This is a genomic window from Burkholderia sp. SRS-25 (assembly GCF_004343765.1).
In the GTDB taxonomy this organism is placed as follows: domain Bacteria; phylum Pseudomonadota; class Gammaproteobacteria; order Burkholderiales; family Burkholderiaceae; genus Burkholderia; species Burkholderia contaminans.
The window spans coordinates 81,020-107,070 of the sequence record NZ_PTXM01000016.1 but is presented as its reverse complement, the minus strand read 5'-3'; the positions used below and the strand labels follow the sequence as shown (position 1 = coordinate 107,070).

The 26,051-nt window shown below is 64.9% G+C and carries 20 protein-coding genes; 2 read left to right on the top strand and 18 right to left on the bottom strand.

All coding sequences use genetic code 11. From position 1 onward, the window contains the following. Window positions 1-29: 29 nt before the first annotated feature. The 3 genes from putA to hemE all read right to left on the bottom strand — a co-directional run bounded on the left by putA (window position 30) and on the right by hemE (window position 8,159). On the bottom strand, window positions 30-3,962 hold the full coding sequence (gene putA, locus C5O79_RS22555; RefSeq protein WP_047851498.1) for a trifunctional transcriptional regulator/proline dehydrogenase/L-glutamate gamma-semialdehyde dehydrogenase: 3,933 nt from the start codon (window positions 3,960-3,962) through the stop codon (window positions 30-32). 386 nt (window positions 3,963-4,348) lie between these two features. After that, complete coding sequence (locus C5O79_RS22550) at window positions 4,349-6,610, bottom strand: primosomal protein N' (RefSeq protein ID WP_122473448.1); 2,262 nt, start codon at window positions 6,608-6,610, stop codon at window positions 4,349-4,351. A 454-nt stretch (window positions 6,611-7,064) separates the two neighbouring features. Beyond that, window positions 7,065-8,159: a uroporphyrinogen decarboxylase gene (gene hemE / locus C5O79_RS22545; RefSeq protein ID WP_039351423.1), complete on the bottom strand. Its 1,095-nt coding sequence runs from the start codon at window positions 8,157-8,159 to the stop codon at window positions 7,065-7,067. A gap of 149 nt (window positions 8,160-8,308) precedes the next feature. Between hemE and C5O79_RS22540 the strand changes: the two genes are divergently transcribed. Then, on the top strand, window positions 8,309-9,109 hold the full coding sequence (locus C5O79_RS22540; RefSeq protein WP_122473447.1) for a transporter substrate-binding domain-containing protein: 801 nt from the start codon (window positions 8,309-8,311) through the stop codon (window positions 9,107-9,109). 280 nt (window positions 9,110-9,389) lie between these two features. After that, entirely contained in the window at window positions 9,390-9,545 is a 156-nt protein-coding gene (locus C5O79_RS38210; RefSeq protein ID WP_163008954.1) for a hypothetical protein, read from the top strand. Between the two features lie 286 nt (window positions 9,546-9,831). On the opposite strand, the gene C5O79_RS22525 is transcribed toward C5O79_RS38210, so the two are convergent. From C5O79_RS22525 to mnmG, 15 genes are all read right to left on the bottom strand, one after another. After that, on the bottom strand, window positions 9,832-11,559 hold the full coding sequence (locus tag C5O79_RS22525; RefSeq protein ID WP_122473445.1) for an AMP-binding protein: 1,728 nt from the start codon (window positions 11,557-11,559) through the stop codon (window positions 9,832-9,834). A gap of 255 nt (window positions 11,560-11,814) precedes the next feature. Continuing rightward, entirely contained in the window at window positions 11,815-12,240 is a 426-nt protein-coding gene (locus C5O79_RS22520) for a F0F1 ATP synthase subunit epsilon (RefSeq protein WP_006477288.1), read from the bottom strand. A gap of 150 nt (window positions 12,241-12,390) precedes the next feature. Next, window positions 12,391-13,785 carry a F0F1 ATP synthase subunit beta gene (atpD, locus tag C5O79_RS22515; RefSeq protein WP_011350527.1) on the bottom strand — a complete coding sequence of 465 codons (1,395 nt, stop codon included), beginning with the start codon at window positions 13,783-13,785 and terminating at the stop codon, window positions 12,391-12,393. A 66-nt stretch (window positions 13,786-13,851) separates the two neighbouring features. Beyond that, complete coding sequence (gene atpG / locus C5O79_RS22510; RefSeq protein ID WP_039351431.1) at window positions 13,852-14,727, bottom strand: F0F1 ATP synthase subunit gamma; 876 nt, start codon at window positions 14,725-14,727, stop codon at window positions 13,852-13,854. Between the two features lie 69 nt (window positions 14,728-14,796). Beyond that, window positions 14,797-16,338: a F0F1 ATP synthase subunit alpha gene (atpA, locus tag C5O79_RS22505; RefSeq protein WP_021160444.1), complete on the bottom strand. Its 1,542-nt coding sequence runs from the start codon at window positions 16,336-16,338 to the stop codon at window positions 14,797-14,799. Window positions 16,339-16,382: 44 nt separating this feature from the next. Further along, window positions 16,383-16,922, bottom strand: a complete 540-nt coding sequence (locus C5O79_RS22500) for a F0F1 ATP synthase subunit delta (protein ID WP_011350524.1) — start codon at window positions 16,920-16,922, stop codon at window positions 16,383-16,385. 2 nt (window positions 16,923-16,924) lie between these two features. Next, the gene (locus C5O79_RS22495; RefSeq protein ID WP_039351436.1) at window positions 16,925-17,395 is read right to left on the bottom strand and encodes a F0F1 ATP synthase subunit B; all 471 of its coding nucleotides are present in this window, start codon (window positions 17,393-17,395) and stop codon (window positions 16,925-16,927) included. A 129-nt stretch (window positions 17,396-17,524) separates the two neighbouring features. Further along, entirely contained in the window at window positions 17,525-17,794 is a 270-nt protein-coding gene (atpE, locus tag C5O79_RS22490; protein ID WP_006482730.1) for a F0F1 ATP synthase subunit C, read from the bottom strand. A 75-nt stretch (window positions 17,795-17,869) separates the two neighbouring features. After that, the gene (gene atpB / locus C5O79_RS22485; RefSeq protein ID WP_011350522.1) at window positions 17,870-18,721 is read right to left on the bottom strand and encodes a F0F1 ATP synthase subunit A; all 852 of its coding nucleotides are present in this window, start codon (window positions 18,719-18,721) and stop codon (window positions 17,870-17,872) included. Between the two features lie 109 nt (window positions 18,722-18,830). Then, complete coding sequence (locus C5O79_RS22480; protein WP_046550074.1) at window positions 18,831-19,355, bottom strand: ATP synthase subunit I; 525 nt, start codon at window positions 19,353-19,355, stop codon at window positions 18,831-18,833. 569 nt (window positions 19,356-19,924) lie between these two features. Next, entirely contained in the window at window positions 19,925-21,055 is a 1,131-nt protein-coding gene (locus tag C5O79_RS22475; RefSeq protein ID WP_122473444.1) for an SLC13 family permease, read from the bottom strand. Window positions 21,056-21,065: 10 nt separating this feature from the next. Next, window positions 21,066-21,959, bottom strand: coding sequence for a ParB/RepB/Spo0J family partition protein (locus C5O79_RS22470; RefSeq protein ID WP_046550072.1), 894 nt, complete (start codon window positions 21,957-21,959; stop codon window positions 21,066-21,068). A gap of 31 nt (window positions 21,960-21,990) precedes the next feature. Then, entirely contained in the window at window positions 21,991-22,770 is a 780-nt protein-coding gene (locus C5O79_RS22465; RefSeq protein ID WP_046550071.1) for a ParA family protein, read from the bottom strand. A 56-nt stretch (window positions 22,771-22,826) separates the two neighbouring features. Continuing rightward, a complete protein-coding gene (gene rsmG / locus C5O79_RS22460) occupies window positions 22,827-23,513 on the bottom strand; it encodes a 16S rRNA (guanine(527)-N(7))-methyltransferase RsmG (protein WP_039351453.1) in 687 nt (228 codons plus the stop codon). Then, window positions 23,510-25,480, bottom strand: a complete 1,971-nt coding sequence (gene mnmG, locus C5O79_RS22455) for a tRNA uridine-5-carboxymethylaminomethyl(34) synthesis enzyme MnmG (RefSeq protein ID WP_122473443.1) — start codon at window positions 25,478-25,480, stop codon at window positions 23,510-23,512. The genes rsmG and mnmG overlap by 4 nt, the downstream gene beginning before the upstream one ends. Between the last annotated feature and the right edge of the window lie 571 nt (window positions 25,481-26,051).

Genomic DNA, 26,051 nt, shown 5'->3' with positions numbered 1-26,051 from the left:
CCTTTGTTTGATCCGAACGGCAAGGATGATCAGCCGATCGTCATCAAATTCGCATTGCCGCCCGCCGCGGCCGTGTTCACGCTCACCGAGCGCTCCGTCAGCAGCCGTTCCAGCGCGTAATCTTCCGCATCGCCGTTCTCGAACGCGCCCACCGACACGCCCTGCACCGACACGATCGGGCCCGGCCGCTGCGCGACGTCCTTCACGAGCGTCTGCAGTTCGTCGCTGTCGCCTTCGAACAGCACCGCGTCGAACGGCGCGTCGGCCTGCTTGCGCACGGTCGCGTGAGCCTTCAGCGATGCCGGCAGCGCGGCAACCAGCGCCTCGCCGGCCGCACCCGCGAACAGCGCGCGGTTACCGGTCGCCAGCACCGCCGCGAACTGCGCGCGCGCACCGCCCGGCGTCGCCGCGACACACAACACCGTGCCGCGCGGGCCGAGTGTATACGTGTTTCGCTCGCCCGTCGGACCGGTCAGCACCGCGGTTGCGCCGGCCGGCACCTGCGCCAGGTAGCCATCGCAACGTGCCGCCAGTGCCGGCTCGCGCTGCTCGATCAGCCAGTCGCGCAGCGTCGTGAGCGCCGCCGCCGGATTGCCGCGTGCATCACCTTCCACCGCGCCGTCCGCGATCAGCGTCTGCGCGAGCGAACGCGGCAGACCCGACGGCCGCGTCGCGAGCAGGCGCTGCAGGTACAGCGCGCCGCCGGCCTTCGGGCCCGTGCCCGACAGCCCTTCGCCGCCGAACGGCTGCACGCCGACCACCGCGCCGATCACGTTGCGGTTCACGTAGATGTTGCCGACGTGTGCATTCGAGATCACGTGGGCGATCGTCTCGTCGATCCGCGTGTGGATGCCGAGCGTCAGCCCGTAGCCGGTCGCGCGGATCTGCTCGAGCAGTTTGTCGAGCTGGCTGCGGCGGTAGCGCACCACGTGCAGCACGGGGCCGAACACTTCGCGCTTCAACTCGTCGATGCTGCCGATCTCGATCAGCGTCGGCGGCACGAACGTGCCATGCGCGCAGGCTTCCGGCGCAGGCAGTTGCGTGACCGGGTGGCCCTTGTCCTTCATCGCCTCGACGTGCGTGTCGATCGTCTGCTTCGCTTCGGCATCGATCACCGGGCCGACGTCGGTCGACAGCCGGTCGGGGTTGCCGAGCGCCAGCTCGTGCATCGCGCCCTTGAGCATCGTCAGCGTGCGGTCCGCAACGTCGTCCTGCAGACACAGAACGCGCAGCGCCGAACACCGTTGACCGGCCGAGTCGAACGACGACTGCATCACGTCCGCGACGACCTGCTCCGCGAGCGCCGACGAGTCGACGATCATCGCGTTCTGGCCGCCCGTTTCGGCGATCAGCGGAATCGGCTTGCCGTCCGGGTCGAGGCGCGCGGCGAGCGTCTTGTTGATCAGCCGCGCGACTTCGGTCGAACCGGTGAACATCACCGCGCGGGTACGCGCGTCGGCTACCAGCGCCGCGCCGACGGTCTCGCCGGTGCCCGGCAGCAGTTGCACCGCACCGGCCGGCACGCCGGCCTCGCGCAGCAGGCGCACGGCCTGGGCAGCGATCAGCGGCGTCTGTTCGGCCGGCTTCGCGAGCACCGTGTTGCCGGCGGCCAGTGCCGCGGCCACCTGGCCCATGAAGATCGCGAGCGGGAAGTTCCACGGGCTGATACAGACCACGGGGCCCAGCGGGCGGTGCGTGTCGTTCGAGAACTCGTCGCGGATCTGTGCGGCGTAGTAGCGCAGGAAGTCGACCGCTTCGCGGATCTCGGCGATCGCGTTCGGCAGCGATTTGCCGGCTTCGCGCACGATCAGGCCCATCAGCGTGTGCATCTGCGCTTCGAGCAGGTCGGCCGCGCGCACCAGGCAATCGGCGCGGGCATCGACCGGCGTCGCCTGCCAGATCGGCGCGGCGGCCACCGCGTGCGCGAGCGCCGCGCTCACGTGTTCGGCCGTCGCTTCGCTGACCGTGCCGACCAGGTCGCGCTGGTCGGCCGGGTTGCGCACGTCGCGGGCCGGCGCGTCGGCGAGCGTGTCATCGGCGAGCATCGGCGCCGCACGCCACGGGAAATGCGCACTCGCGAGCAGCGCGGACGACAACGACGCGAGACGGTGTTCGTTCGACAGGTCGAGGCCCATCGAGTTGGGACGCTCGTCGCCGTACAGGTTCCGCGGCAGCGGGATCTTCGTATGCGGCGCGCCAAGCGGCACGACCTTCGATGCCTCGTCGACCGGATCGGCGACCAGCTCTTTCACCGACACGGACTTGTCCGCAATGCGGTTCACGAACGACGTGTTCGCGCCGTTCTCGAGCAGGCGGCGCACCAGGTACGCGAGCAGCGTCTCGTGCGTGCCGACCGGCGCGTACACGCGGCACGGGCGGTTCAGCTTGTCGCGGCCGGTGACTTCCTCGTACAGCGGCTCGCCCATCCCGTGCAGGCACTGGAATTCGTACTGGCCCGGGTAGTAGTTCTGGCCCGCGAGCTGGTAGATCGCGGCCAGCGTGTACGCGTTGTGCGTCGCGAACTGCGGATACACGGCATCCGGCGCCGCGAGCAGCTTCTTCGCGCACGCGAGGTACGACACGTCCGTGTAGATCTTGCGCGTGTAGACCGGATAGCCTTCGAGGCCGTCGACCTGCGCACGCTTGATCTCGGTATCCCAGTACGCGCCCTTCACGAGGCGGATCATCAGGCGGTGACGGCTGCGGCGCGCGAGATCGATCAGGTAGTCGATCACGAACGGGCAGCGCTTCTGGTAGCCCTGCACGACGAAGCCGATGCCGTTCCAGCCTGCGAGATCCGGATCGAAGCACAGCGCCTCGAGCAGGTCGAGCGACAGTTCGAGGCGGTCGGCTTCTTCGGCATCGATGTTCAGGCCGATGTCGTAGCGGCGCGCGAGCAGTGCGAGCGCGCGCACGCGCGGCAGCAGCTCGCTCATCGTGCGGTCCTGCTGCGAGCGCGAGTAGCGCGCGTGCAGCGCCGACAGCTTGATCGAGATGCCCGGGCCTTCGTAGATGCCGCGGCCGCCGGCTGCCTTGCCGATCGCGTGGATCGCCTGTTCGTACGACGCGTAGTAGCGCTGCGCGTCCTCTTCGGTCGTTGCCGCTTCGCCGAGCATGTCGTACGAGTAGCGGAAGCCGCGCGCTTCGTACTTGCGGCTGTTCGCCAGCGCTTCGGAAATCGTCTCGCCGGTGACGAACTGCTCGCCCATCAGGCGCATCGCCATGTCGACGCCCTTGCGGATCAGCGGCTCACCGCCGCGGCCGATCAGGCGCGTCAGCGCCGACGACAATCCGGCTTCGCTGTTGGTCGTCACGAGCTTGCCGGTGATCATCAGCCCCCACGTGGCCGCGTTCACGAACAGCGACGGCGCGTGGCCGACGTGCGAGCGCCAGTCGCCCTTGCTGATCTTGTCGCGAATCAGCGCATCGCGGGTCGCGCGATCGGGAATGCGCAGCAGCGCTTCGGCGAGGCACATCAGCGCGACGCCTTCCTGGCTCGACAGCGAGAACTCGTGAATCAGCCCTTCGACGCCGCCGCCGGAGCTCTTCTCGCGCAGCGCCTCGACGAGCTTCGTCGCGAGCGCCTGCACGTCCGCCTGCAGGTTCGCGGGCAGGCGCGCCTGGCCGAGCAGGAACGGCACGCATTCCGGCTCGGGGCGGCGATACGCGGCAGTGATCGCCGCGCGCAGCACCGATTGCGGCTGCACGTTCTGTGCGAACTCGAGGAACGGATGCGGCGAGTTGTCGTCGTCGCCGTCCGCGGACTGACCATCGGCGAGCTCCGTCACGCCGCTGTGGCCCGACAGTTCGGGCGGCAACTGGCCGTGCTCGATCCGCTCGAGATACGCGAAGATCGCCTGCTTGATCAGCCAGTGGGGAGTGCGCTCGAGACGCGCGGCGGCGTCCTTGAGGCGCGAGCGGAGAAGGTCGTCGACTTTGACGCCGAGAGTCGTGCTTGCCATGGTGGGTTCGTGCGCCGGTGCGAGCCCGGCAATGTGGTGTGAGAGGATGCGCGAAATCCTACGGCACGCAATAAAAAGGTGCAACCAAATTACGAGATGGGTTGCACCCTCAGGTTACTCAATATAATCAGCCACTTATGCGGTTGCAACCTAGGAGTTGCCCGTGGTCGGAGGCTCGGTGTTTTCCCTGATCGGGCAGGTTTGACACGCGTGCGCAACCTTCGGCGCGCGTCGCGGCGGACGAAAACGGGTTGCACTGGGTATGGCGGGAGGTGCGGCGCCCGGGCGCGGCGGGCGGCAAGAGACGGTTCGGGGGTACCCGGCCGGGCGGCCGGCCGGGGGTGCAACGCAGCGGCACGCAGCACGGCTGCCGCATGCCGCTCAGCTCAGATATCCAGCGGATCGACCTCGACGCTCCATCGCAGCACGCCCTTCAGCGCGCGCAGCTCAGGCTGCCATGCGCGCAGCGCATGCTGCAACGCCGCCCGCGATGCGCTTTCGAGCAGCAACTGCGCGCGATGCACGTTCGCGACCTTGACGATCGTCATCGGCACCGCGTCGTAGACCGTCACGCGATCGGCGCCCGGCAGCCCCGGCAACGCGGCCGCGGCTTGCAGCAGGAACGCGAGCGCGGCGTCCAGCGTGCGCCCTTCGGCGCGCAGCAACGCCTGGTAGACGAATGGCGGCAGGTGCGCGTCGCGGCGCTCGCCGAGCGTCGAATTCGCGAAGCCGACGTAATCCTGCCGCCCGAGCGCGTGGTACAGCGCGTGACGCGGGTAACGTGTCTGCACGAGCACTTCGCCGGGCAGCCCGGCGCGGCCCGCGCGGCCGCTCACCTGCATCAGCTGTGCGAACAGCCGTTCGCTCGCGCGGAAGTCGTGCGAGAACAGCGCGGTGTCGGCATTGAGCACGCCGACGAGCGACACGCGCTGGAAGTCGTGCCCCTTCGCGATCATCTGCGTGCCGACGAGGATATCGACCTCACCCGCATGCACGTCGGAAAAGAGCGCCTGGGCGCTTCCCTTGCGGCGCGTGCTGTCCGCGTCGATCCGCAGCACGCGCGCGCCCGGCACGGCTTCGGCGAGCGCCTCCTCGATCCGTTGCGTGCCGCGCCCGAGCGGCGCGATGTCGACGTTGCCGCACTCGGGGCACGACCGCGGAATGCGCGATTCCCAGCCGCAGTGATGGCAGCGCAACGCGTGCTCGGGCTTGTGCAGCACGACGTACGCGCTGCAGCGCGGGCAGCCGGCGACCCAGCCGCAGGCGTCGCACGCGAGCTGCGGCGCATAACCGCGCCGGTTCAGGAACACGAGGCTCTGTTCGCCGCGCTCGAGCCGCGCCTTCAGCGCCGCGACGAGCGGCCCCGACAGCCCGCCCATCGACGCGCGCCCGCGGCGCCGCTCCTCTTCGAGGTCGATCAGCCGCACGGTCGGCAGCGTCGCGTCGGCCACTGCGCGACGCGACAGCGTGAGCCGCGTGTAGCGGCCCTGCTCGGCCTGCCACCAGCTTTCGAGCGACGGCGTCGCCGAGCCGAGCACGACCGTGATGCCGAGCTGCTTCGCGCGCCACACGGCGAGATCGCGCGCCGAATAGCGCAGCCCTTCCTGCTGCTTGTAAGCGGGCTCGTGCTCCTCGTCGACGACGATCAGCGCGAGCGTCGGCATCGACGCGAGCACCGCGAGGCGCGTGCCGAGCACGATCCGCGCGCGGCCCGTGTGCGCGGCGAGCCAGTTGCGCGCCCGCTCGCCCTCGGCGAGCCCGCTGTGCAGCGTGACGATCGCGTCGTCGGCGAGCGCCCCCGCGAAGCGCGCGCGAAACGCGGCTTCGAACTGCGGCGTCAGGTTGATTTCGGGAACGAGCACGAGCGCCTGCGCATCCGGCCGCGCGTCGAGCAGCGACGCGAGCGCATGAAGATAGACCTCGGTCTTGCCGCTGCCCGTCACGCCGTGCAGCAGGAACGGCGCGAAGCCCTGCGCGGCGCGGATCGCGTCGAGCGCTTCGGCCTGCTGGTCCGTGAGCGCCGGCGGCACAGTTCGTCCACCGGCTGCCAACAGGTTATCCACAGCTTTGGGCACAGGCGCATCGGCCCAGCCGATCTCCTCGACGTCGACCCAGCCGCGCGCCGCCCAGTCGTCGAGCGTGGCCGCCGCCTTCGGGTGCAGCGCGCGCGCGTCGGGCAGCGCCAGCGAGCCGGTGTCGACCAGCGCCTGCGCGAGCCGCCGCAGCGCGGCCCCGCGTGCGGGCAACGCATCGGGCAGCGCCGCGCGGCCGGCTTCCGTCGGCCGGTAACGCACCTCGGGCGCGAGCAGCCGCCCCCAGCGCCCGGCATCGCGCAGCGCCTGCGGCAACGCCGGCAGCGCGACCTCGCCACGCCCGCGCTGGTAGTAGTCGGCGGCGAACGACACGAGCGCGAGCCAGTCCGGCGACAACGGCGGCAGGTCGGCGCAGATCGCGTCGATCGCGCGCAGCCGCGACGGTGGCACGTCGGTGTGAGTCGTCACTTCGCAGACGAGCCCGACGGCCTGCCGCTTGCCGAACGGCACCTGCACGAGCGTGCCGGGCCCGGGCGCCGGTTGCGCGTCGCAGCGGTAGTCGAACAGCGTGGCGAGCGGATGGTCGAGCGCGACGCGCAGATAGGTGCCGCTCATCCCGGCGCTCCGGCAGCGGCATGCGCCGCATGGGCATGGACGGCCGACATCCGCGCCCGCAGCGGGGCAGCAAACTTAAAGTAAAACTTCAGATTCGGCGCTAAGTTTTGGATTCGCATTAGGAATCGCCGTATACCCTGCCCAGCCTGTGGATAACTTTGTTGAGAACTCGCCGCTCACGGGCCGCAACGCACGCGGGGCCGCGCTTTGCGCTGATTTTCGCCGCTTGTTGCGGTGTCCCGCGGAGCCTTATTCCATAAGGCTGCTATTCAAATTACCGAACCATAGCGAGACAAATTGACCGATACAGGGCTCTACCGCGCTGCAACGTGGAAATTGTGTATAAGTCAAGTCTTGACAAGCACTGAATCGGCAACCGGTGCGGGGTTGCGCCCTGTTTAGTGCCGATAGCGAAACGCTGTCACGCCGCAGTGCAGCATGACAGCGCTTGCGTTCAGCCGGCGGCTCCGCTACGGATCGCACGGCTGTGGCTATGCACTTCGTCGACGAGTTCGGCGACGTGATCGGGCGACGTGAATTGCGAAATGCCGTGCCCGAGGTTGAATACGTGGCCCGGATGGTTGCCATAGCTGTCGAGCACCGCGCGCGCCTGCTCGCGCACCGCGGCCGGCGGCGCAAACAGGATCGTCGGGTCGAGGTTGCCCTGCAGCGCGACCTTGCCCGCGACGCGTTCGCGTGCCTTGCCGAGGTTGACCGTCCAGTCGAGCCCGACCGCGTCGACGCCGGTCGCCGCGATCTCCTCGAGCCACAGCCCGCCGCCCTTCGTGAACGTGATCACCGGCACGCGCTCGCCGTCGTGCTCGCGCTTGAGCTGCGACACCACGCGGCGGATGTAGTCCAGCGAGAAGCGCTGGTACGCGCCGTCGGCCAGCGCGCCGCCCCATGTATCGAAGATCATCACGGCCTGGGCGCCCGCTTCGATCTGTGCGTTCAGGTACGCGGCCACCGCCTGCGCGTTCACGTCGAGGATCCGGTGCATCAGGTCGGGGCGCGAATACGCCATCGACTTCACCGTGCGGAAATCGTCCGACCCGCCGCCTTCGACCATGTAGCACGCGAGCGTCCACGGGCTGCCCGAAAAGCCGATCAGCGGCACGCGCTGGCGGCCCTGGCCGTCGGTGAGCGCGCGCCGGATTTCGCGCACCGCGCCCGTCACGTAGCCGAGCGTTGCTTCGATGTCCGGCACCGCGAGCTTCGCGACGTCGGCCTCGGTACGGACCGGATGCGCGAACTTCGGCCCTTCGCCGACCTGGAAGTCGAGGCCGAGCCCCATCGCGTCGGGAATCGTCAGGATGTCCGAGAACAGGATCGCGGCGTCGAGCGGAAAGCGCTCGAGCGGCTGCAGCGTCACTTCGGTCGCGTAGTCGGGATTCTTCGCGAGACCGAGGAAGCTGCCGGCGCGCGCGCGCGTCGCATTGTATTCGGGCAGGTAGCGGCCGGCCTGGCGCATCAGCCAGATCGGCGTGTAGTCGGTCGGCTCGCGCAGAAGCGCACGCAGGAAGGTGTCGTTGAGCAGGGTATGGGCCACGGTAGGAGCGACGATGCGAGGGCAAAGCGGCATTTTACCGGACAGCCGCCGTCGGGCTGCGCATGCCGACGCGATGGCGGCCATATGACGCGCGCGATTGCTCCGTTATGATCGGACGCTCATATCGAACGAAACGAAGGAGGAGACCGATGAAGACATTCGCCACGCTCGCCGCAACCGCATTGCTTTGCTGCGCCGCCGCGCACGCGCAGACCGGCGCGGGCGCCGCTGCCGCCGCACCGGGCGCCGGCTCGCGGCTCGACGACGTGCTCGCGCGCGGCACGCTGCGCGTGTGCACGACGGGCGACTACAAGCCGTATTCGTACTACCGCGCGGACGGCCGCTTCGAGGGCATCGACATCGACATGGCCGAATCGCTCGCGAAGTCGCTCGGCGTGAAGACCGACTACGTGAAGACGAGCTGGCCGAACCTGACCGGCGATTTCGTCGCGAAATGCGACATCGCGGTGGGCGGCGTGTCGACGACGCTCGAGCGCCAGAAGCGCGTGTTCTTCACGCAGCCGTACGTGGTCGACGGCAAGACCCCGATCGTGCGCTGCGCGGACGCCGACAAATACCAGACCATCGCGCAGATCGACCGGCCGGAAACGCGCGTGATCGTGAACCCGGGCGGCACCAACGAGCGTTTCGCGAAGCAGTATTTCACGCATGCGAACCTCACCGTCTATCCGGACAACGTAACGATCTTCAAGCAGATCCTCGCCGGCAAGGCGGACGTGATGGTGACGGATGCGTCCGAGACGCTGCTGCAGCAAAAGCTGAATCCGGGCCTGTGCTCGGTGCATCCGGACAAGCCGTTCCAGTTCGGCGAGAAGGCGTACATGGTGCCGCGCGGCGACGTCTCGTTCCAGCAGTACGTCGATCAGTGGCTGCATCTCGCGCTGTCGACCGGCGAATACCAGGCGATTTCGGATAAGTGGCTGAAGTAAGCAGGCGCGTGCGTGGCGGCCGGTAGCGGGCACCGACCCCGCATCCGCCGCCCGCGAAAGTCGCTGCGCGGCGGTGGCCCGATCACCGTCGTTACACTTCGGTGCCGCGCGCCGACACCCGGAAAATCGGCCCGACGCGAACGAATTGGCCGAACGGCCGACTTCCGCGCATGCCAATCACGTTTCAAAATCTTTCTGACGAATGAATTGTCATGCGCAGTATCGGCTGAAAGACGCATTTTCTCGCGTGCAAATCGGCAATTCGTCGAGCCCCATACGCATGAAAAACGCATCGCGCGCATGCGCTGAAAACGCTGCGGAAAATATGGGTAAAAATGACCTTTTTCAGGCCCTCAAAAACAGCAAAAAATCCCGGAAAGCCTTATCCGGCGGGCGTTACAACCTGAAACACTTTGTTACCGCGAGGGGTCATTAATTCGCCCACAATGGCCTCAACGGTTTCAACACGGATGCGGTCTCGTGTGCCAAGTGTGAGCGGACGCGAAGCGCTGCGAGCCAGTCGGTCACGTACCGAAGCCCTTCCGAGGGGCATCCCTGTTGGAGTCGTTTCCGGCCCCCCGCCGGACTCGGTTTCATCTTTGGTCTCCTCGCGCTAACCCCGTAGCGTGTGGTTTTTAGCGGGCTAATAAGCCCGCTTTTTTTCGTCCATCGAAAACGCAACGGCCCGCAGGCCGCCGCGTCTTTCCCGCCTTCACGCCGCACTACGCGGTCTTCTGCACGTCGAGCTTCAGCTCCTCGATCATCCGGTCGCGCATCACGAACTTCTGCACCTTGCCCGTCACCGTCATCGGCAGCTCGTCGACGAAGCGGATGTAGCGCGGGATCTTGTAGTGCGCGATCTGCCCGCTGCAGAACGCGCGCACGTCGTCCTCGGTCATCTGCTCGTCCGCGCGCAGCACGATCCACGCGCACAGCTCCTCGCCGTACTTCGCATCGGGCACGCCGAATACCTGTGCGCTCTGGATCTTCGGATGCCGAAACAGGAATTCCTCGATCTCCCGCGGATAGACGTTCTCGCCGCCGCGAATCACCATGTCCTTGAGCCGGCCGACGATGTTGCAGTAGCCGTCCGCATCGAGCGTCGCGAGGTCGCCCGTATGCATCCAGCCGTCCACCAGCACCTCGCGCGTCTTCGCATCGTCGTCCCAGTAGCCGAGCATCACCGAATAGCCCTTCGTGCACAGCTCGCCCGTCGTGCCGACCGGCACGATGCCGCCGCTCGGATCGACGATCTTCACTTCCAGATGCGGCTGAATGCGCCCGACCGTCGTCGTACGCTTCTCGAGCGGATCGTCGGTCGAGCTCTGGAACGAAACCGGGCTCGTTTCCGTCATCCCGTACGCGATCGTGATCTCCGACAGGTGCATCTGCGACACGACGCGCTTCATCGTCTCGATCGGGCACGGCGAGCCGGCCATGATCCCGGTGCGCAGCGTCGACAGGTCGAATTTCGCGAACTCGGGGTGATCGAGCTCCGCGATGAACATCGTCGGCACGCCATGCAGTGCGGTGCAGCGCTCCTCCGCCACCGCCGCGAGCGTGGCGACCGGGTCGAACGCTTCGCCGGGGAACACCATCGCCGCACCCTTCGACACGCACGCGAGCACGGCGAGCACCATCCCGAAGCAGTGATACAGCGGCACCGGAATGCACAGCGTGTCATGCTCGGTGAAACGCATCGCCGTCGCGATCGAGCGCCCGTTGTTGACGACGTTGCGGTGCGTGAGCGTCGCGCCCTTCGGGCTGCCCGTCGTGCCGCTCGTGAACTGGATGTTGATCGGCTCGTTGGCCTCGAGCGTCGCGCCGAGCGCATCGAGCAACGCGGGATCGACGGCCTCGCGGCCGCGCGCCATCAGGTCCGCGAAGCGGAACATGCCGGCCGGCGCGACGTCGCCCATCGACACGACCGTGCGCAGGCTCGGCACGCGCGCCGCATGCAGGTCGCCCGGCGTTGCGGTCGCGAGTTCCGGCGCGATGGTCTGCAGCATCTCGACATACGCGGACGTCTTGAAGCGTTCGGCGGCGATCACCGCCTTGCAACCAACCTTGTTCAGCGCGTATTCGAGTTCCGACAGCCGGTAGGCCGGATTGATGTTGACGAGCACCGCGCCGATCCGCGCGGTCGCGAACTGCGTGAGCAGCCATTCGCTGCGGTTCGGCGACCAGATGCCGACGCGATCGCCCTTCACGATGCCGAGCGAAGCCAGGCCGGACGCCAGCACGTCGACTTCGTTCGCGAACTCGCGCCAGGTCCAGCGCACCTGCTGCTCGCGGAACACGACGGCCGGACGATCGGGAAAGCGCCCGGCCGTGTCGAGCAGGAACCGGCCGATCGTCGCTTCGGAGAGCGGCACGTCGGTTGTGCCACGCACGTACGACAAGCCGTTTTCGGGCGAGATCAGCGCGCCCACGCCAAGGTCTGCTGCCATGAATGTCTCCGTCCTTTTTTGTCTGGTCGGCCTGCGCGCTTGCGGCGCCCGCCTCCGCCGCGCATTCGCGACGGACGGCCTCAACACGGATGATGACGCGCGCGGCTGACGATACTCTGACAGCAAATCGCGGCGGACGGATGAAATAGCACGACCGGACGGAATGATCCGGCCCGCAAAAAAATCAGACGAAAACGGAGGGCGAAAAAAAAGCAGCCCGAAGGCTGCTTTCTTTCGCGGGATACGCGGCGCGGCTCAGTGCCGGCTGCGGATCTTCGCCAGACGCTGGATCGCCTCGAGCTGCGCCATCGCGGTCGCGAGCTCGGATTGCGCCTTCGCGAGGTCGAGATCCGACTTCGCGTTCTGCAGCGTTTCCTCGGCACGCTTGCGTGCTTCCTCGGCTTTCGCCGCATCGAGGTCCTTGCCGCGGATCGCGGTATCGGCGAGCACCGTCACGGCGCCCGGCTGCACTTCGAGAATGCCGCCCGCGACGAACACGAATTCGTCGTTGCCGCCCTCGACTTCGATGCGCACCGCACCCGGACGAATCCGCGTGATCAGCGGCGTGTGGCCCGGCAGAATGCCCAGCTCACCCGTTTCGCCCGGCAGCGCGACGAATTTCGCCTCGCCCGAGAAGATCTGCTCTTCCGCGCTGACGACGTCTACTTTGATGGTTGCCATATCGACTCCTGTCGATCGGAGCGGACACTTGCGCGCCTGCACCGATCCCATGCACGGCGGATTGAGCGTGTTGCGGCCGGCGCGACCGGCCGGGATTATCAGTCCGACTGCTAATCCCGACTAGAACACGCCGTGCGACTCACCCGATCCTTACGAGATCTTCTTGGCCTTTTCGAAGGCTTCGTCGATCGTGCCGACCATGTAGAACGCCTGTTCCGGCAGGTGGTCGCACTCGCCGTCGACGATCATCTTGAAGCCGCGGATCGTTTCCTTCAGCGGCACGTACTTGCCCGGCGAGCCCGTGAACACTTCAGCAACGTGGAACGGCTGCGACAGGAAACGCTGGATCTTACGCGCGCGCGCGACCGACAGCTTGTCTTCCGGCGACAGTTCGTCCATGCCCAGAATCGCGATGATGTCGCGCAGTTCCTTGTAGCGCTGCAGCGTCTGCTGAACGCGACGGGTGATCGAGTAGTGCTCTTCACCGATCACGTTCGGGTCGATCTGGCGCGACGTCGAGTCGAGCGGGTCGACCGCCGGGTAGATACCCAGCGAAGCGATGTCACGCGACAGAACGACGGTTGCGTCCAGGTGGCCGAAGGTCGTAGCCGGCGACGGGTCGGTCAAGTCATCCGCAGGGACGTACACGGCCTGGACCGACGTAATCGAACCCTTCTTGGTCGACGTGATGCGCTCTTGCAGCTTGCCCATTTCTTCAGCCAGCGTCGGCTGATAGCCCACTGCCGACGGCATACGGCCGAGCAGTGCCGACACTTCGGTACCGGCCAGCGTGAAACGGTAGATGTTGTCGACGAAGAACAGCACGTCGAGGCCTTCGTCACGGAAGTGCTCGGCCATCGTCAGGCCGGTCAGCGCGACGCGCAGACGGTTGCCCGGCGGCTCGTTCATCTGGCCGTACACCAGCGCGACCTTGTCGAGAACGTTCGAGTCCTTCATTTCGTGGTAGAAGTCGTTCCCTTCACGGGTACGCTCGCCCACGCCCGCGAACACGGAGTAACCACCGTGTTCCTTCGCGATGTTGTTGATGAGCTCCATCATGTTGACGGTCTTGCCCACGCCAGCACCGCCGAACAGGCCAACCTTGCCGCCCTTTGCGAACGGGCAGATCAGGTCGATGACCTTGATACCCGTTTCGAGCAGTTCGGTCGACGGCGACAGTTCGTCGAACGCCGGAGCCTTCTGGTGGATCGAACGCGTCGTTTCGCTTTCGATCGGGCCAGCTTCGTCGATCGGACGGCCAAGCACGTCCATGATTCGGCCGAGGGTCGGCTTGCCGACCGGCACCGAGATCGGCTTTGCCGTGTTCTTCACGGTCAGGCCGCGGCGCAGGCCGTCGGATGCACCCAGACAAATGGTACGGACCACGCCGTCGCCCAGCTGCTGCTGGACTTCGAGCGTCAGTTCCGAGCCATCGAGAATAAGCGCGTCGTAGATCTTCGGCATGCTGTCGCGCGGGAATTCCACGTCGATAACGGCGCCGATGCACTGTACGATCTTGCCTTCTACCAAAGCAGCAGTACTCATCGCTTTTCCTTTAAATACCTGATTCTTTACTCGCGCAAAGGCGCAGTTGTCGTCCCGGGCGCGCGCTTAAACAGCGGCTGCGCCGCCGACGATCTCCGACAGTTCTTTCGTGATCGCGGCCTGACGGCTCTTGTTGTACACGAGCTGCAGTTCGCTGATCACCGTCTTCGCGTTGTCGGACGCGGCCTTCATCGCGACCATGCGCGCCGATTGCTCGGACGCCATGTTTTCCGCGACGGCCTGGTACACCAGCGCCTCGACGTAACGCACGAGCAGTTCGTCGACGACTGCCTGCGCGTCCGGCTCGTAGATGTAGTCCCACGACGTGGCCGGCGTACCGTCATCGGCTTCGAAGTGTTCCGACGACAGCGGCAGCAACTGCTCGATCACGGCTTCCTGCTTCATCGTGTTGACGAAGCGCGTGTAAGCGATATAAACCGCCGACAGCTTGCCTTCCGAGTACAGATCGAGCTGCGTCTTCACGGCGCCGATCAGCTTGTCCAGGTGCGGGGTGTCGCCGAGGTGCACGACCTGCGACATCACCTTCGCGCCGAAGCGGTTCAGGAACCCGAGGCCCTTGCTACCGATCGCGGTGGCTTCGACCTTCTGGCCCTTCTCTTCCAGCTCCTTGAACTTCTGCACCGTCGCACGCAGCACGTTGGTGTTCAGACCGCCGCACAGCCCCTTGTCCGTCGTGACGAGGATGATGCCGGCCGTCTGCGCGCCTTCGTTCGCCACCATGAACGGGTGGCGGTACTCGGGGTTCGCGCGGCTCATGTGCGCGGCGATGGCACGGACCTTGTCCGCATACGGACGAGCGGCGCGCATGCGTTCCTGCGCGCGGCGCATCTTCGATGCGGCCACCATCTCCATCGCCTTCGTGATCTTGCGCGTGTTCTGCACGCTCTTGATCTTGCCGCGAATTTCCTTCATTCCAGCCATAGCTTGCTCCTTGACCGAGGCAGCGCGGGCGCATCAGCACCCGCGCGGCCTCAGTGTGTCACTCGCGGATCAATAGGCACCGGACTTCTTGAAGGATTCGATCGCCGAGCGCAGTGCGCCTTCGTCGTCCTTCGAGAGATCCTTGGTGTCTTCGATGCGCTTGATGAGGTCAGCGTGGCTGGTCTTCAGGTTTTCGCGCAGGCCCTTCTCGAACGACAGCACTTGCTTGACGTCGAGGTCGTCGAGGTAGCCGTTGTTTGCGGCGTACAGCGACACGGCCAGTTCCCACACCTGCAGCGGCTGGTACTGCGGCTGCTTCAGCAGTTCCGTCACGCGGCGACCGCGCTCGAGCTGCTTGCGGGTCGCTTCGTCGAGGTCCGATGCGAACTGGGCGAATGCCGCCAGTTCACGATACTGCGCGAGGTCGGTACGGATACCGCCCGACAGCTTCTTCACGACCTTCGTCTGCGCGGCGCCACCGACTCGCGACACCGACACGCCGGCGTTGATTGCCGGGCGGATGCCTGCGTTGAACAGGTCGGTTTCCAGGAAGATCTGGCCGTCGGTAATCGAGATCACGTTCGTCGGAACGAACGCGGTCACGTCGCCAGCCTGCGTTTCGATGACCGGCAGTGCCGTCAGCGAGCCGCTCTTGCCCTTCACTTCGCCGTTCGTGAACTTCTCGACGTACTCTTCCGACACGCGAGCAGCACGCTCGAGCAGACGCGAGTGGAGATAGAACACGTCACCCGGGTAAGCTTCACGGCCCGGCGGGCGGCGCAGCAGCAGCGAGATCTGACGGTATGCCCAGGCTTGCTTGGTCAAGTCGTCATAGATGATCAGCGCATCTTGACCGCGGTCGCGGAAGTATTCGCCCATCGTGCAGCCGGCGTACGGTGCGAGGTACTGCATCGCTGCCGAATCCGAAGCCGAAGCGGCGACGACGATCGTGTATTCCATCGCGCCCGTTTCTTCGAGCTTGCGAACCACGTTCATGATCGACGAAGCCTTCTGGCCGATCGCGACGTAGATACAGATCAGGTCCTTGCCCTTCTGGTTGATGATCGCGTCGAGCGCCACCGCGGTCTTGCCGCACTGACGGTCGCCGATGATCAGCTCACGCTGGCCACGGCCGATCGGCACCATTGCGTCGATCGACTTGATGCCCGTCTGCACCGGCTGCGACACCGACTTACGCCAGATCACGCCCGGGGCGATCTTTTCGATCGCGTCGGTCAGCTTCGCGTTGACCGGGCCCTTGCCGTCGATCGGGTTGCCGAGCGCGTCGACCACGCGGCCGACGAGTTCCGGGCCAACCGGGACTTCGAGAATGCGGCCCGTCGTCTTGACGATGTCGCCTTCCGAGATGTGTTCGTATTCGCCGAGAATCACCGCGCCGACCGAGTCGCGCTCGAGGTTCAGCGCGAGGCCGAACGTGTTGCCCGGAAACTCGAGCATTTCGCCCTGCATCACGTCCGACAGGCCGTGGATACGCACGATACCGTCGGTCACGGAGATCACGGTGCCCTGGTTGCGAACGTCTGCGCTCGCTTCAAGGCCCTGGATCCGGCTCTTGATCAGCTCGCTGATCTCAGAGGGATTGAGTTGCATTATTCGCTCCTGATAGTCAATTCTGTTGCGTGCCGGCGTGGCGCTCAGGCGGTCAACGCAGCCTGCATCGATGCGAGGCGCGCGCGAACCGAGGTGTCGAGCACTTCGTCGCCGACCGTCACGCGCACGCCGCCGATCAGCGACGAATCGACTGCGACCGTCGGTTTCAGCTTGCGCTTGAACTTGCGTTCGAGGCCCGAGACGAGACTCTCGAGATCCGCGCCGTTCAGCGGGAACGCGCTCACGATCTCGGCGTCGGCTGCACCTTCACGTTCGTTCTTGAGCGCCTCGAACTGCTCGGCAATTTCCGGCAGCAGCGCGATGCGATGATTGTCGACCAGCATCTGCACGAAGTTCTTCGCTTCGGCGCCAGCTCCGAGCGGCGACTTCACCGCAGCAAGCAGCAACTCGGCTACTTGCGTGCGCGTCACCTTCGGGCTCGACGCGACCGACAGGACTTCCGGCAGACGCGCAACCTGGGCCAGCTCTTGCACGAGCGTGGACCAGGCGGCGATGTCACCGCCCTCGGCCACGCGGAACAGCGCTTCTGCGTAAGGGCGGGCGATGGTTGCAAGTTCGGCCATGATCAGAGCTCGGCTTTCAGTTGATTCAGCAGTTGGGCGTGGGCCGTTTGATCGACTTCGCGCTTCAGGATCTGCTCGGCGCCCTTCACGGCCAGCGTAGCGACTTCGCCACGCAGCGCTTCGCGCGCCTTCACGATTTGCTGTTCTGCTTCCGCCTTCGCCTGGGCGATGATGCGGGCGGCTTCAGCCTGAGCGTTGGCCTTGATTTCCTCGGCGACCGCCTGGGCACGCTTTTCAGCGTCGGCGATGCGCTGCTGGCCGTCATTGCGGGCCTGCGCGAGTTCCTGGTCCACGCGCTTGTGCGCTGCGTCGAGTTCTGCCTTGCCCTTCTCGGCGGCGGCGAGGCCGTCGGCGATCTTCTTCGAACGTTCGTCGAGGGCGTTGATCAACGGCGGCCACACGAATTTCATCGTGAACCACGCGAGGACCAGGAACACGACCATTTGCGCAAACAGAGTTGCGTTGAGATTCACGGTGTTTCCTTATCTGCTATTCCGGAAAAATGAAACGGTAAGGCGCTCATCGAGTTGCATTCGATCAGCGCCCCAAGTCTCCGTTCCGCCCTGCGCCGGCTTGCGCCGGACGCAAATTTCCGAGGAACCTTAGCCTGCGAGCTTCGACAGGAGCGGGTTCGCGAACGCGAACAGCATTGCAACACCCACGCCGATCAGGAATGCCGCGTCGATCAGACCAGCCAGCAGGAACATCTTCGTTTGCAGCGGGTTGATGAGTTCCGGCTGACGTGCGCAGGCTTCGATGTACTTACCACCCATCAGCGCGATACCGATACAGGCGCCGATTGCACCCAGGCCGATGATGATGCCGATACCGATGGCGGTCAGACCTTGGATGTTGGCGATGTAAGCTTGCATGATCACTCCTTTGTGAAAAGACTTGGAACTGAGATTTAAAAAACTAAAACGGAAACTCTTTCTGGCACGCCGCGCTTAGTGCTTGTCGTGCGCTTGGCCGAGATACACCAGCGTCAGCATCATGAAAATGAATGCCTGCAACAGAACAATCAGGATGTGGAAGATTGCCCAGACGCTACCCGCGATCACATGACCAACGAAGCCGAGGAACGTTGCGTCGCCACCGAAGCTCCACATGCTGCCGAGCAGGGCGATCAACAGGAACAACAGCTCACCCGCGTACATGTTGCCGAACAGCCGCATACCGAGGGAAACGGTCTTCGCGAGGTATTCGACGATGTTGAGCGCGAGGTTCGGGATCCACAGCAGCGGGTGGGCGCCAAACGGTGCCGACAGCAGCTCATGCACAAAGCCGCCCGCGCCCTTGATCTTGATGCTGTAGTAGATCATCAGGACGAACACGCCGAGCGCGATGCCGAGCGTGCCGTTCAGGTCGGCCGTCGGGACGATGCGATGGTGGGAAATCACGTCCGACAGACCGAGCAGGCCGATCACGCGGCCCGGCAGGTCGACGGGGAGGAAGTCGAGGGAGTTCATCAGCGCGACCCACACGAACACCGTGAGCGCGAGCGGAGCGATGAAGGTACGATTGCCGTGAACGATGGCCTTCGATTGGTCTTCGACCATCTCGACGAGCATCTCGATCGCGCACTGGAAACGGCCCGGCACGCCCGACGTCGCCTTGCGGGCAGCCAGACGCAGCACGAGGATCGTCACGATGCCGCAAACGATCGACCAGAACAGCGTGTCGAGATTCCAGACGTGGATGTCGAAAATCGACGTCTGATGCGAGGTGGAGAAATTCTGCAAGTGGTGCGCAATGTACTCGGACGGATCCGGACCGCGCGTGCCTTCGCTAGCTGCCATATCGTTAATGCCACCCAAATTGTCGAAAATCGTTTTGCCAGTTCCGCAACACGCTATTGCGGGAACGGGCCGGTGCGGTTCGTTGTCGAAACCGCACGCTGCTTGTTCCTTACCGCCAGGCCAGCGCGATCCAGTACGTTTTCAGCACGACGAGGTACGTGACGAGGAACGGCACCCAGTGCACGCCGGACCAGCCGAACGCCACTGCTGTGAACATCCCGATCGTCAGAGCGAGTTTCAGGGCTTCGCCCATCACCCAGCTCATCACGGTGGCCGAGCCACCTGCCTTCAGTCGTGCCACGAATACCGCACTGGGCACCCAGCCGATCGCTCCGCCCAGAAACGCGGATTGCGCAGCGGCGCCCGGCGACTTCGAAAACAGCCACCACGCCAGCGTTGCAACCAGGGACAGAACCACTTGCGCGAATACCACCTTATAGGGGGTCACGCGCGAGGGCTTGCTCACGTTCGGGCCGAACAGCTTTTCGGCTTCTACCCGCGTGAGCGGAACGATGTTGTTATCTTGCTGCTCGGCATCCCAGTCATCATCGAATTCGCGCCGCTCGCCGGCCGCTGAGGCGGTGCGTTGCGTGCGCTGATCATCGTGCCTGTCGTCCGGCGCCTGACCCGCCATCGCAATCTTCCGCAAAATCCTTGAACCCGGCCCCAAGCTTTCTGAAAGCTTTCAGGGGTGCCTAGCTAACAAATCCGGGCGATTGTAAGCGATAGTTGCAAGTGATTCAAGGCTTTAGACGCGACAAAAACCTGCGTAAAACGACGCCTCATCATGTGAAAAAAGCTGCGATTCGACGACGTACGATGACAGTTGTAAGGTCGCTTTTTTGCACCGGTATTTCTTGCCCGAAAAAATGCGGCGACGAGGGAGTCGCGAGGAAACGATGCCCGGCGGGGGCGCCGGCGGGCGGGCACGACCGTCGCCCAGAACCCGCACTGTGACGCGGCTCCGGGCTCAGGCTCGGCACCAAGCCTCCGAGCAGACGAAACACCGTGATCACCCGGCCACGCCGGATGCGCGACATCCGGACTGACGCTGACGCAGCGCATTATCCAATCAGTCGTCATGCCACCACAGTCGAGCGACTGTGGATTGCGGCACTTATCAACAGCTCCGCACCAGGGCGAATGCTGTGCACCCTCCCCACCACCCGAATGGCACGCCTGTGCCACGCGCACCTGCGTCGCTCAACCGTGAAGCAGCAGCCACGCACCGAGTGCCGCGCTGGCGAGCGCGAACGGAATCGAGACCAGGTGGAACGGCAGCCACATGCGCGGCTCCTTCGCGAGACGCACCGCGATGAGGTTCGCAAGCGAGCCGATCGCGAAACCGAATCCGCCGACCGATACGCCGAACGCGAGCGCACGCCAGTCTTGCGTGAACTCCGACAGCAGGATCGCGGCCGGCACGTTGCTGATGCCCTGCGACAGCACGGCACCGGCCACAAAGATGCGCAGCGGTGAATCGAGATTCGCATGCGCAATCGCGTCATGGATGACGGGCAGCGCCGCCGCGCTGCGCAGCACGACGAACATCAGCACGAAGATCAGCAGCAGCAGCCAGTCGATCTTCAGGACTACATCACGTTTGACGACGAGCAGCACGATCGCGACGGCAAGCAGGCCCGGCAGCGGATGGTGCGCATCGGCGAGCAGCACGAATGCCGCGAACAGCACTGCCGCGATCAGCGCGTGCATGCGTTGTACGGGAATGGCGACGACGTCGCCGGACAGGTCGAGCGGTTTCGCACGAAACGCGCACGCGGTCAGCACGAGCAGCAGCGCCATCAGCGCGATCGCGAGCGGCCCGAGCGTGACCACGAAACGGCCGAACGAAACGCCGCTCAATTGCCACAGGAAGAGATTCTGAGGATTGCCGAGCGGCGTCGCGACGGACCCCGCGTTCACGGCCAGCGCGACGACGATCACGAGCCGCCGGAACGGCAGTGGCGTCAGCGCGCGCAACGACACCATCAGCGGCACGACGACGAACAGCGCGACGTCGTTGGTGAGCCACATCGACAGCAACGCGGCGAACCCGACGAGCAGCATCGCGAGCCCGCGTTCGGAGTGCACGTGATGCACGATGCGGTGTGCGAGCCACATCAGGCAGCCGGACAATTCGAGCGCCTTGGTCAGCATCAGCAGGCCCGCAAGCGTCGCGACCGTCTGCCAGTCGACGCGATCGGCCAATACGGAAAATGGTTGCGGACGCACCCATTGCAGCACAATCAACCCAAGCACGAGCACCGATAGCACGGGCTCCTGCGCAAGCCACCCCCACCACCGGCGCGGCGCCGGTGCGCCCGTCTCCTCCATGTGCCGCCCTTTACTCTTCGGTTGCGACGTTGCCGCGCAGTCGCGCGAGAATGCCTTCGAGCGCGTCGAGGCTGCCGAAGTCGATCGTCACCTGCCCTCGCCCACGGCGTCCGAGCTTGATCTTCACCGTCGACGCAAGCAGGTCGGACAACTCTTCCTCGAGACGACGCGTATCGCGACCGCCATCGTCCTTCGCGCGCGCCTTCACGGCCGGCACTTCCTTCGTCGTGTGCGTGACGAGCTTCTCGGTCTCACGCACCGACATGCGCTTGTTGACGACCTGATGGGCAAGCGTGATCTGCGTGGCCGCATCGACGGCGAGCAGCGCGCGCGCATGCCCCATGTCGAGATCACCGGCCAGCAGCATCGTCTGCACCGGCGAAGCCAGGTTCAGCAGGCGCAGCAGGTTCGATACCGCGCTGCGCGAACGGCCGACCGATTCGGCCGCCTGTTCGTGCGTGAAACCGAACTCGTCGAGCAGACGCTGGATACCGTGGGCTTCTTCAAGCGGGTTCAGATCCTCGCGCTGGATGTTCTCGATCAGCGCCATCGCCGCGGCGGCCTGATCCGATACGTCCTTCACGAGCACCGGCACTTCATCGAGACCGGCCAGGCGCGCCGCACGGAAACGGCGCTCACCCGCGATGATCTCGTATTTGTCTGACGAAATGGGGCGTACCAGGATCGGCTGCATCACGCCCTGCGCGCGAATGCTTGCTGCGAGCTCCTGCAGGCTGCCTTCGTCCATCCGCGTACGCGGCTGGTACTTGCCGGCCTGCAGCTTGCCGAGCGCGAGCGTGTTCGGTGCCCCTTCGATCTTCACCGCTTCGGTGATATCGGCACTGCCGCCGAGCAGCGCTTCGAGGCCACGTCCCAAGCCCTTCTTCTTTGGTACCGCGTTCATGTCTTTCTTCCTCGCTTCGCTCATGTCCGGATCACGACACCTCGAACGCGCGAACGCGGTCGATCATTTCGGCACCGAACTGGAGATACGCTTGCGCACCACGCGAGTTGCGGTCGAACACGACGCCCGGCAGCCCGTAACTCGGCGCTTCCGCCAGGCGAACGTTGCGCGGAATCACCGCGTCGAACACCTTGTCGCCGAAGTGCGCTTTCAGTTGATCGGAGACTTGCTGCTGCAGCGTGATGCGAGGATCGAACATCACGCGCAGCAAGCCGATGATCTTCAGGTCGCGATTCATGTTCGCGTGAACCTGCTTGATCGTGTTGACGAGGTCCGACAACCCTTCCAGCGCGAAGTACTCGCACTGCATCGGAATCACGACGCCGTGCGCCGCGCACAGCCCGTTCAGCGTCAGCAGCGACAGCGTCGGCGGACAGTCGATCAGCACGAAGTCGTAGTCGTCGGCCACGTGCTCGAGCGCAGCCTTCAGCCGGCGCTCGCGATTGTCGATGCTGATCAGTTCGATCTCGGCACCGGACAGCTCGCGGTTCGCAGGCAGCACATCGTAGGTGACGCCGTCCGGACGGATGCGCGCGTCGGTCACCGACACGCCGTCGACCAGCACCTCGTACACGGTCGCTTCGCAGGCAGCCTTGTCGATTCCGCTGCCCATCGTTGCGTTACCCTGCGGGTCGAGATCGATCAGCAGGACTCGTTGCTCCTGCGCTGCAAGGCTTGCGGCGAGATTGACCGATGTCGTCGTCTTGCCGACGCCCCCCTTCTGGTTTGCAACGCAGAAGATCTTTGCCATCGTTGGTGTGTTCCCTTTACCTTCAAACAAACGGCGCGCTACTGCGCGCCTGCCCTTCAATTCGCTTCGTCGACGGCCACTTCGATCAGATGCCGTTCGGCATCGAGCATCGGAACCGCCAGCCGTATCGTCTGCTTCACGCGACTGCCTTCCGGCAATCGCGCAATCTCGTCGTCCGGATGGACGCCCTTCATCGCCCAGATCGATCCGCCCGGCGCGACCAGATGTCGAGCAAGTTTAACGAAGTCGGATAGATCCGCGAAAGCGCGGGATACGATCATGTCGAATTTTTCCGGCACTTCGACGCCCGGCTGAAGCGATTCGACCCGCCCGGTAACCACCGACAGGTTCGCGAGCTTCAGCTCCGCACGCATCTGAGTCTGGAATGCAGACTTCTTATGGACGATATCGTTCAGCGTGATCAGCCAGTCGGGCTCGACGATCGCCAGCACGATACCGGGCAACCCGCCGCCCGAGCCGACGTCGAGCACGCGGGCCGATGCAGGGCCACGCAGATGCGGGACGATGGAGAGCGAATCGAGAATGTGCTGGATCAGCATCTGCTTCGGGTCGCGGATCGCGGTCAAGTTGTAGACCGCGTTCCACTTGCCGAGTAGCGCGACATAGTCGAGCAGCTGGTTGCGCTGTGCATCCGTCAATGCGAGGTCGAGTGCCGTCGTGCCTTCGACGAGCATCTGTTCCAGTACGTCCCGATTAACCGCCGGCGCGCGACGCGCCGTCATTGTTGCGTCGGGACGGCGCCGTCCCCCTGCTCCGTTGCCTCTACGGCTGTGCCATTACGGCGACCCAGGCCGCGGCGCTTCAGGTGCACCATCAGCAGCGAGATCGCTGCCGGCGTGACACCCGAGATGCGCGACGCCTGCCCGATCGTTTCCGGCCGGAACTCGTTGAGCTTCTGGCTCACCTCGAACGACAGGCCGCGGACTTCGCGGTAATCGATACCTTCCGGCAGGCGCGTGTTCTCGTTCGCGTCGTTGCGTTCAATCTCGGAGGCCTGGCGCTCGATATAGCCCTGATACTTGATGCCGATCTCGACCTGCTCCTTGATCTGCTCGAGCATCACCGGATCGTCGGCCAGCGGCTCTGCGGGGCCGCATCCGCCGCCCTTCAGTCCACACACGCCGTCGTAGCTGATCCCCGGGCGGCGCAGCAGCTCAGCGAGGCTGTATTCGTGGTCGATCGCCTTGCCGAGGAGCGCGGTCGCCTCTTCCACCGGCAACGTCTTCGGCGTGACCCACGTCGACTTCAGGCGTTCGGTTTCACGTGAAACAGCGTCGCGCTTCCGGCTGAATGCGTCCCAGCGCGCGTCGTCGACGAGCCCCAGTTCGCGGCCGATCTCGGTCAGGCGCATGTCGGCGTTGTCTTCACGCAGGCTCAGGCGATACTCGGCGCGGCTCGTGAACATCCGGTACGGCTCGGCCACGCCACGCGTCACGAGATCGTCGACCAGCACGCCAAGGTAGGCCTGGTCACGGCGCGGGCACCAGGCGTCCTTCTCCTGCACGTAGCGGCCCGCATTGAGACCGGCCAGCAGACCCTGCGCGGCCGCTTCTTCATAGCCGGTCGTCCCGTTGATCTGGCCCGCAAAGAACAGCCCGTTGATCGCCTTCGTCTCCAGCGACGCCTTCAGCGCACGCGGGTCGAAGTAGTCGTACTCGATCGCGTAGCCGGGGCGCAGGATGTGTGCGTTCTCGAGGCCGCGCATCGAATGCACGAGCTCGAGCTGGACATCGAACGGCAGGCTCGTCGAGATCCCGTTCGGATAGAACTCGTTGGTCGTCAGCCCTTCCGGCTCCAGGAAGATCTGGTGCGACTCCTTCGACGCGAACCGGTGAATCTTGTCCTCGATCGACGGGCAATAGCGCGGCCCGACGCCTTCGATCACGCCTGTATACATCGGCGAACGGTCGAGACCGCCACGAATGATGTCGTGCGTGCGCTCGTTCGTGTGCGTCACCCAGCATGGCAGCTGCTGCGGATGCTGCTCCGCTCGGCCGAGGAACGAGAAGACCGGGATCGGGTCGAGATCGCCCGGTTGTTCGGTCAGCTGCGAGAAATCGATCGAGCGGCCATCGATACGCGGCGGCGTACCGGTCTTCAGTCGGCCCTGCGGCAGCTTCAGCTCCTTCAGGCGCGACGACAGCGACACGGCCGCCGGATCGCCCGCGCGACCGCCCGTGTAGTTGTTCAGGCCGACGTGGATCTTGCCGTCGAGGAACGTACCAGCGGTCAGCACGACCGCACGGGCGCGGAAGCGGATGCCGATCTGCGTAACGGCGCCCACCACGCGATCGCCTTCGACCATCAGGTCGTCGACGGCCTGCTGGAACAGCCAGAGATTCGGCTGGTTCTCGAGCCGGTGACGGATCGCGGCCTTGTACAGGATGCGATCGGCCTGCGCACGCGTCGCGCGCACAGCCGGGCCCTTCGACGAATTGAGGATCCGGAACTGAATACCGCTCTCGTCCGTCGCGGCGGCCATTGCGCCGCCCAGCGCATCGACTTCCTTGACCAGATGGCCCTTGCCGATACCGCCGATCGACGGATTGCAACTCATCTGCCCAAGCGTTTCGATGTTGTGGGTCAGCAGCAGTGTCTTTGCGCCCATGCGGGCGGACGCCAGCGCAGCTTCGGTGCCGGCATGACCGCCACCGACGACGATGACGTCAAATTCTGTGGGAAAAAGCATGGTGGATTCCGTCCGCAGGACTGCGCACGAACCTATCTGAGAAATGTATGGGCCGAATTATAGCGGGTTCGCTTTTCGCCCGAATGCCGTCCGAATGGTAGGGCCTGTGCATATCGTCGATTTTTCGGTGGTGAGCCGATGAATCTGTGGCTCAGAGCGCACTCAGGCAATGCTTCGAACCCGGCCGACGCACATCGTTGTGCCTGTGCAGAAATCCATTTGTCCGGAAATTTCACGTGGAACATACAACCCGCTCGAAGCCCTGTGCCCCACCCATCACCCCGGACGAAATACCCTGTGCAATCACACCCACCCTCTTCCTCACAGAATTTCCGTCGGTTCGCTAGACAGTTATCCCCCGTGACGCCGCGCATCGTCGGCCTGTGGAACGAGTGGCCAACTCTGAACGACAAACCGGATCGCCATCTGCACTGTGATACCCCGCCTCCCACCGCCACTACACAGGGCTTTTGACTGTTCCTCCGGTACTTATCCCCTGGTTATCAACCGTCGACACATCGACATCACATCTCGCCCCGAAAACAAAAGCGGCGTGTTTCACGTGAAACAC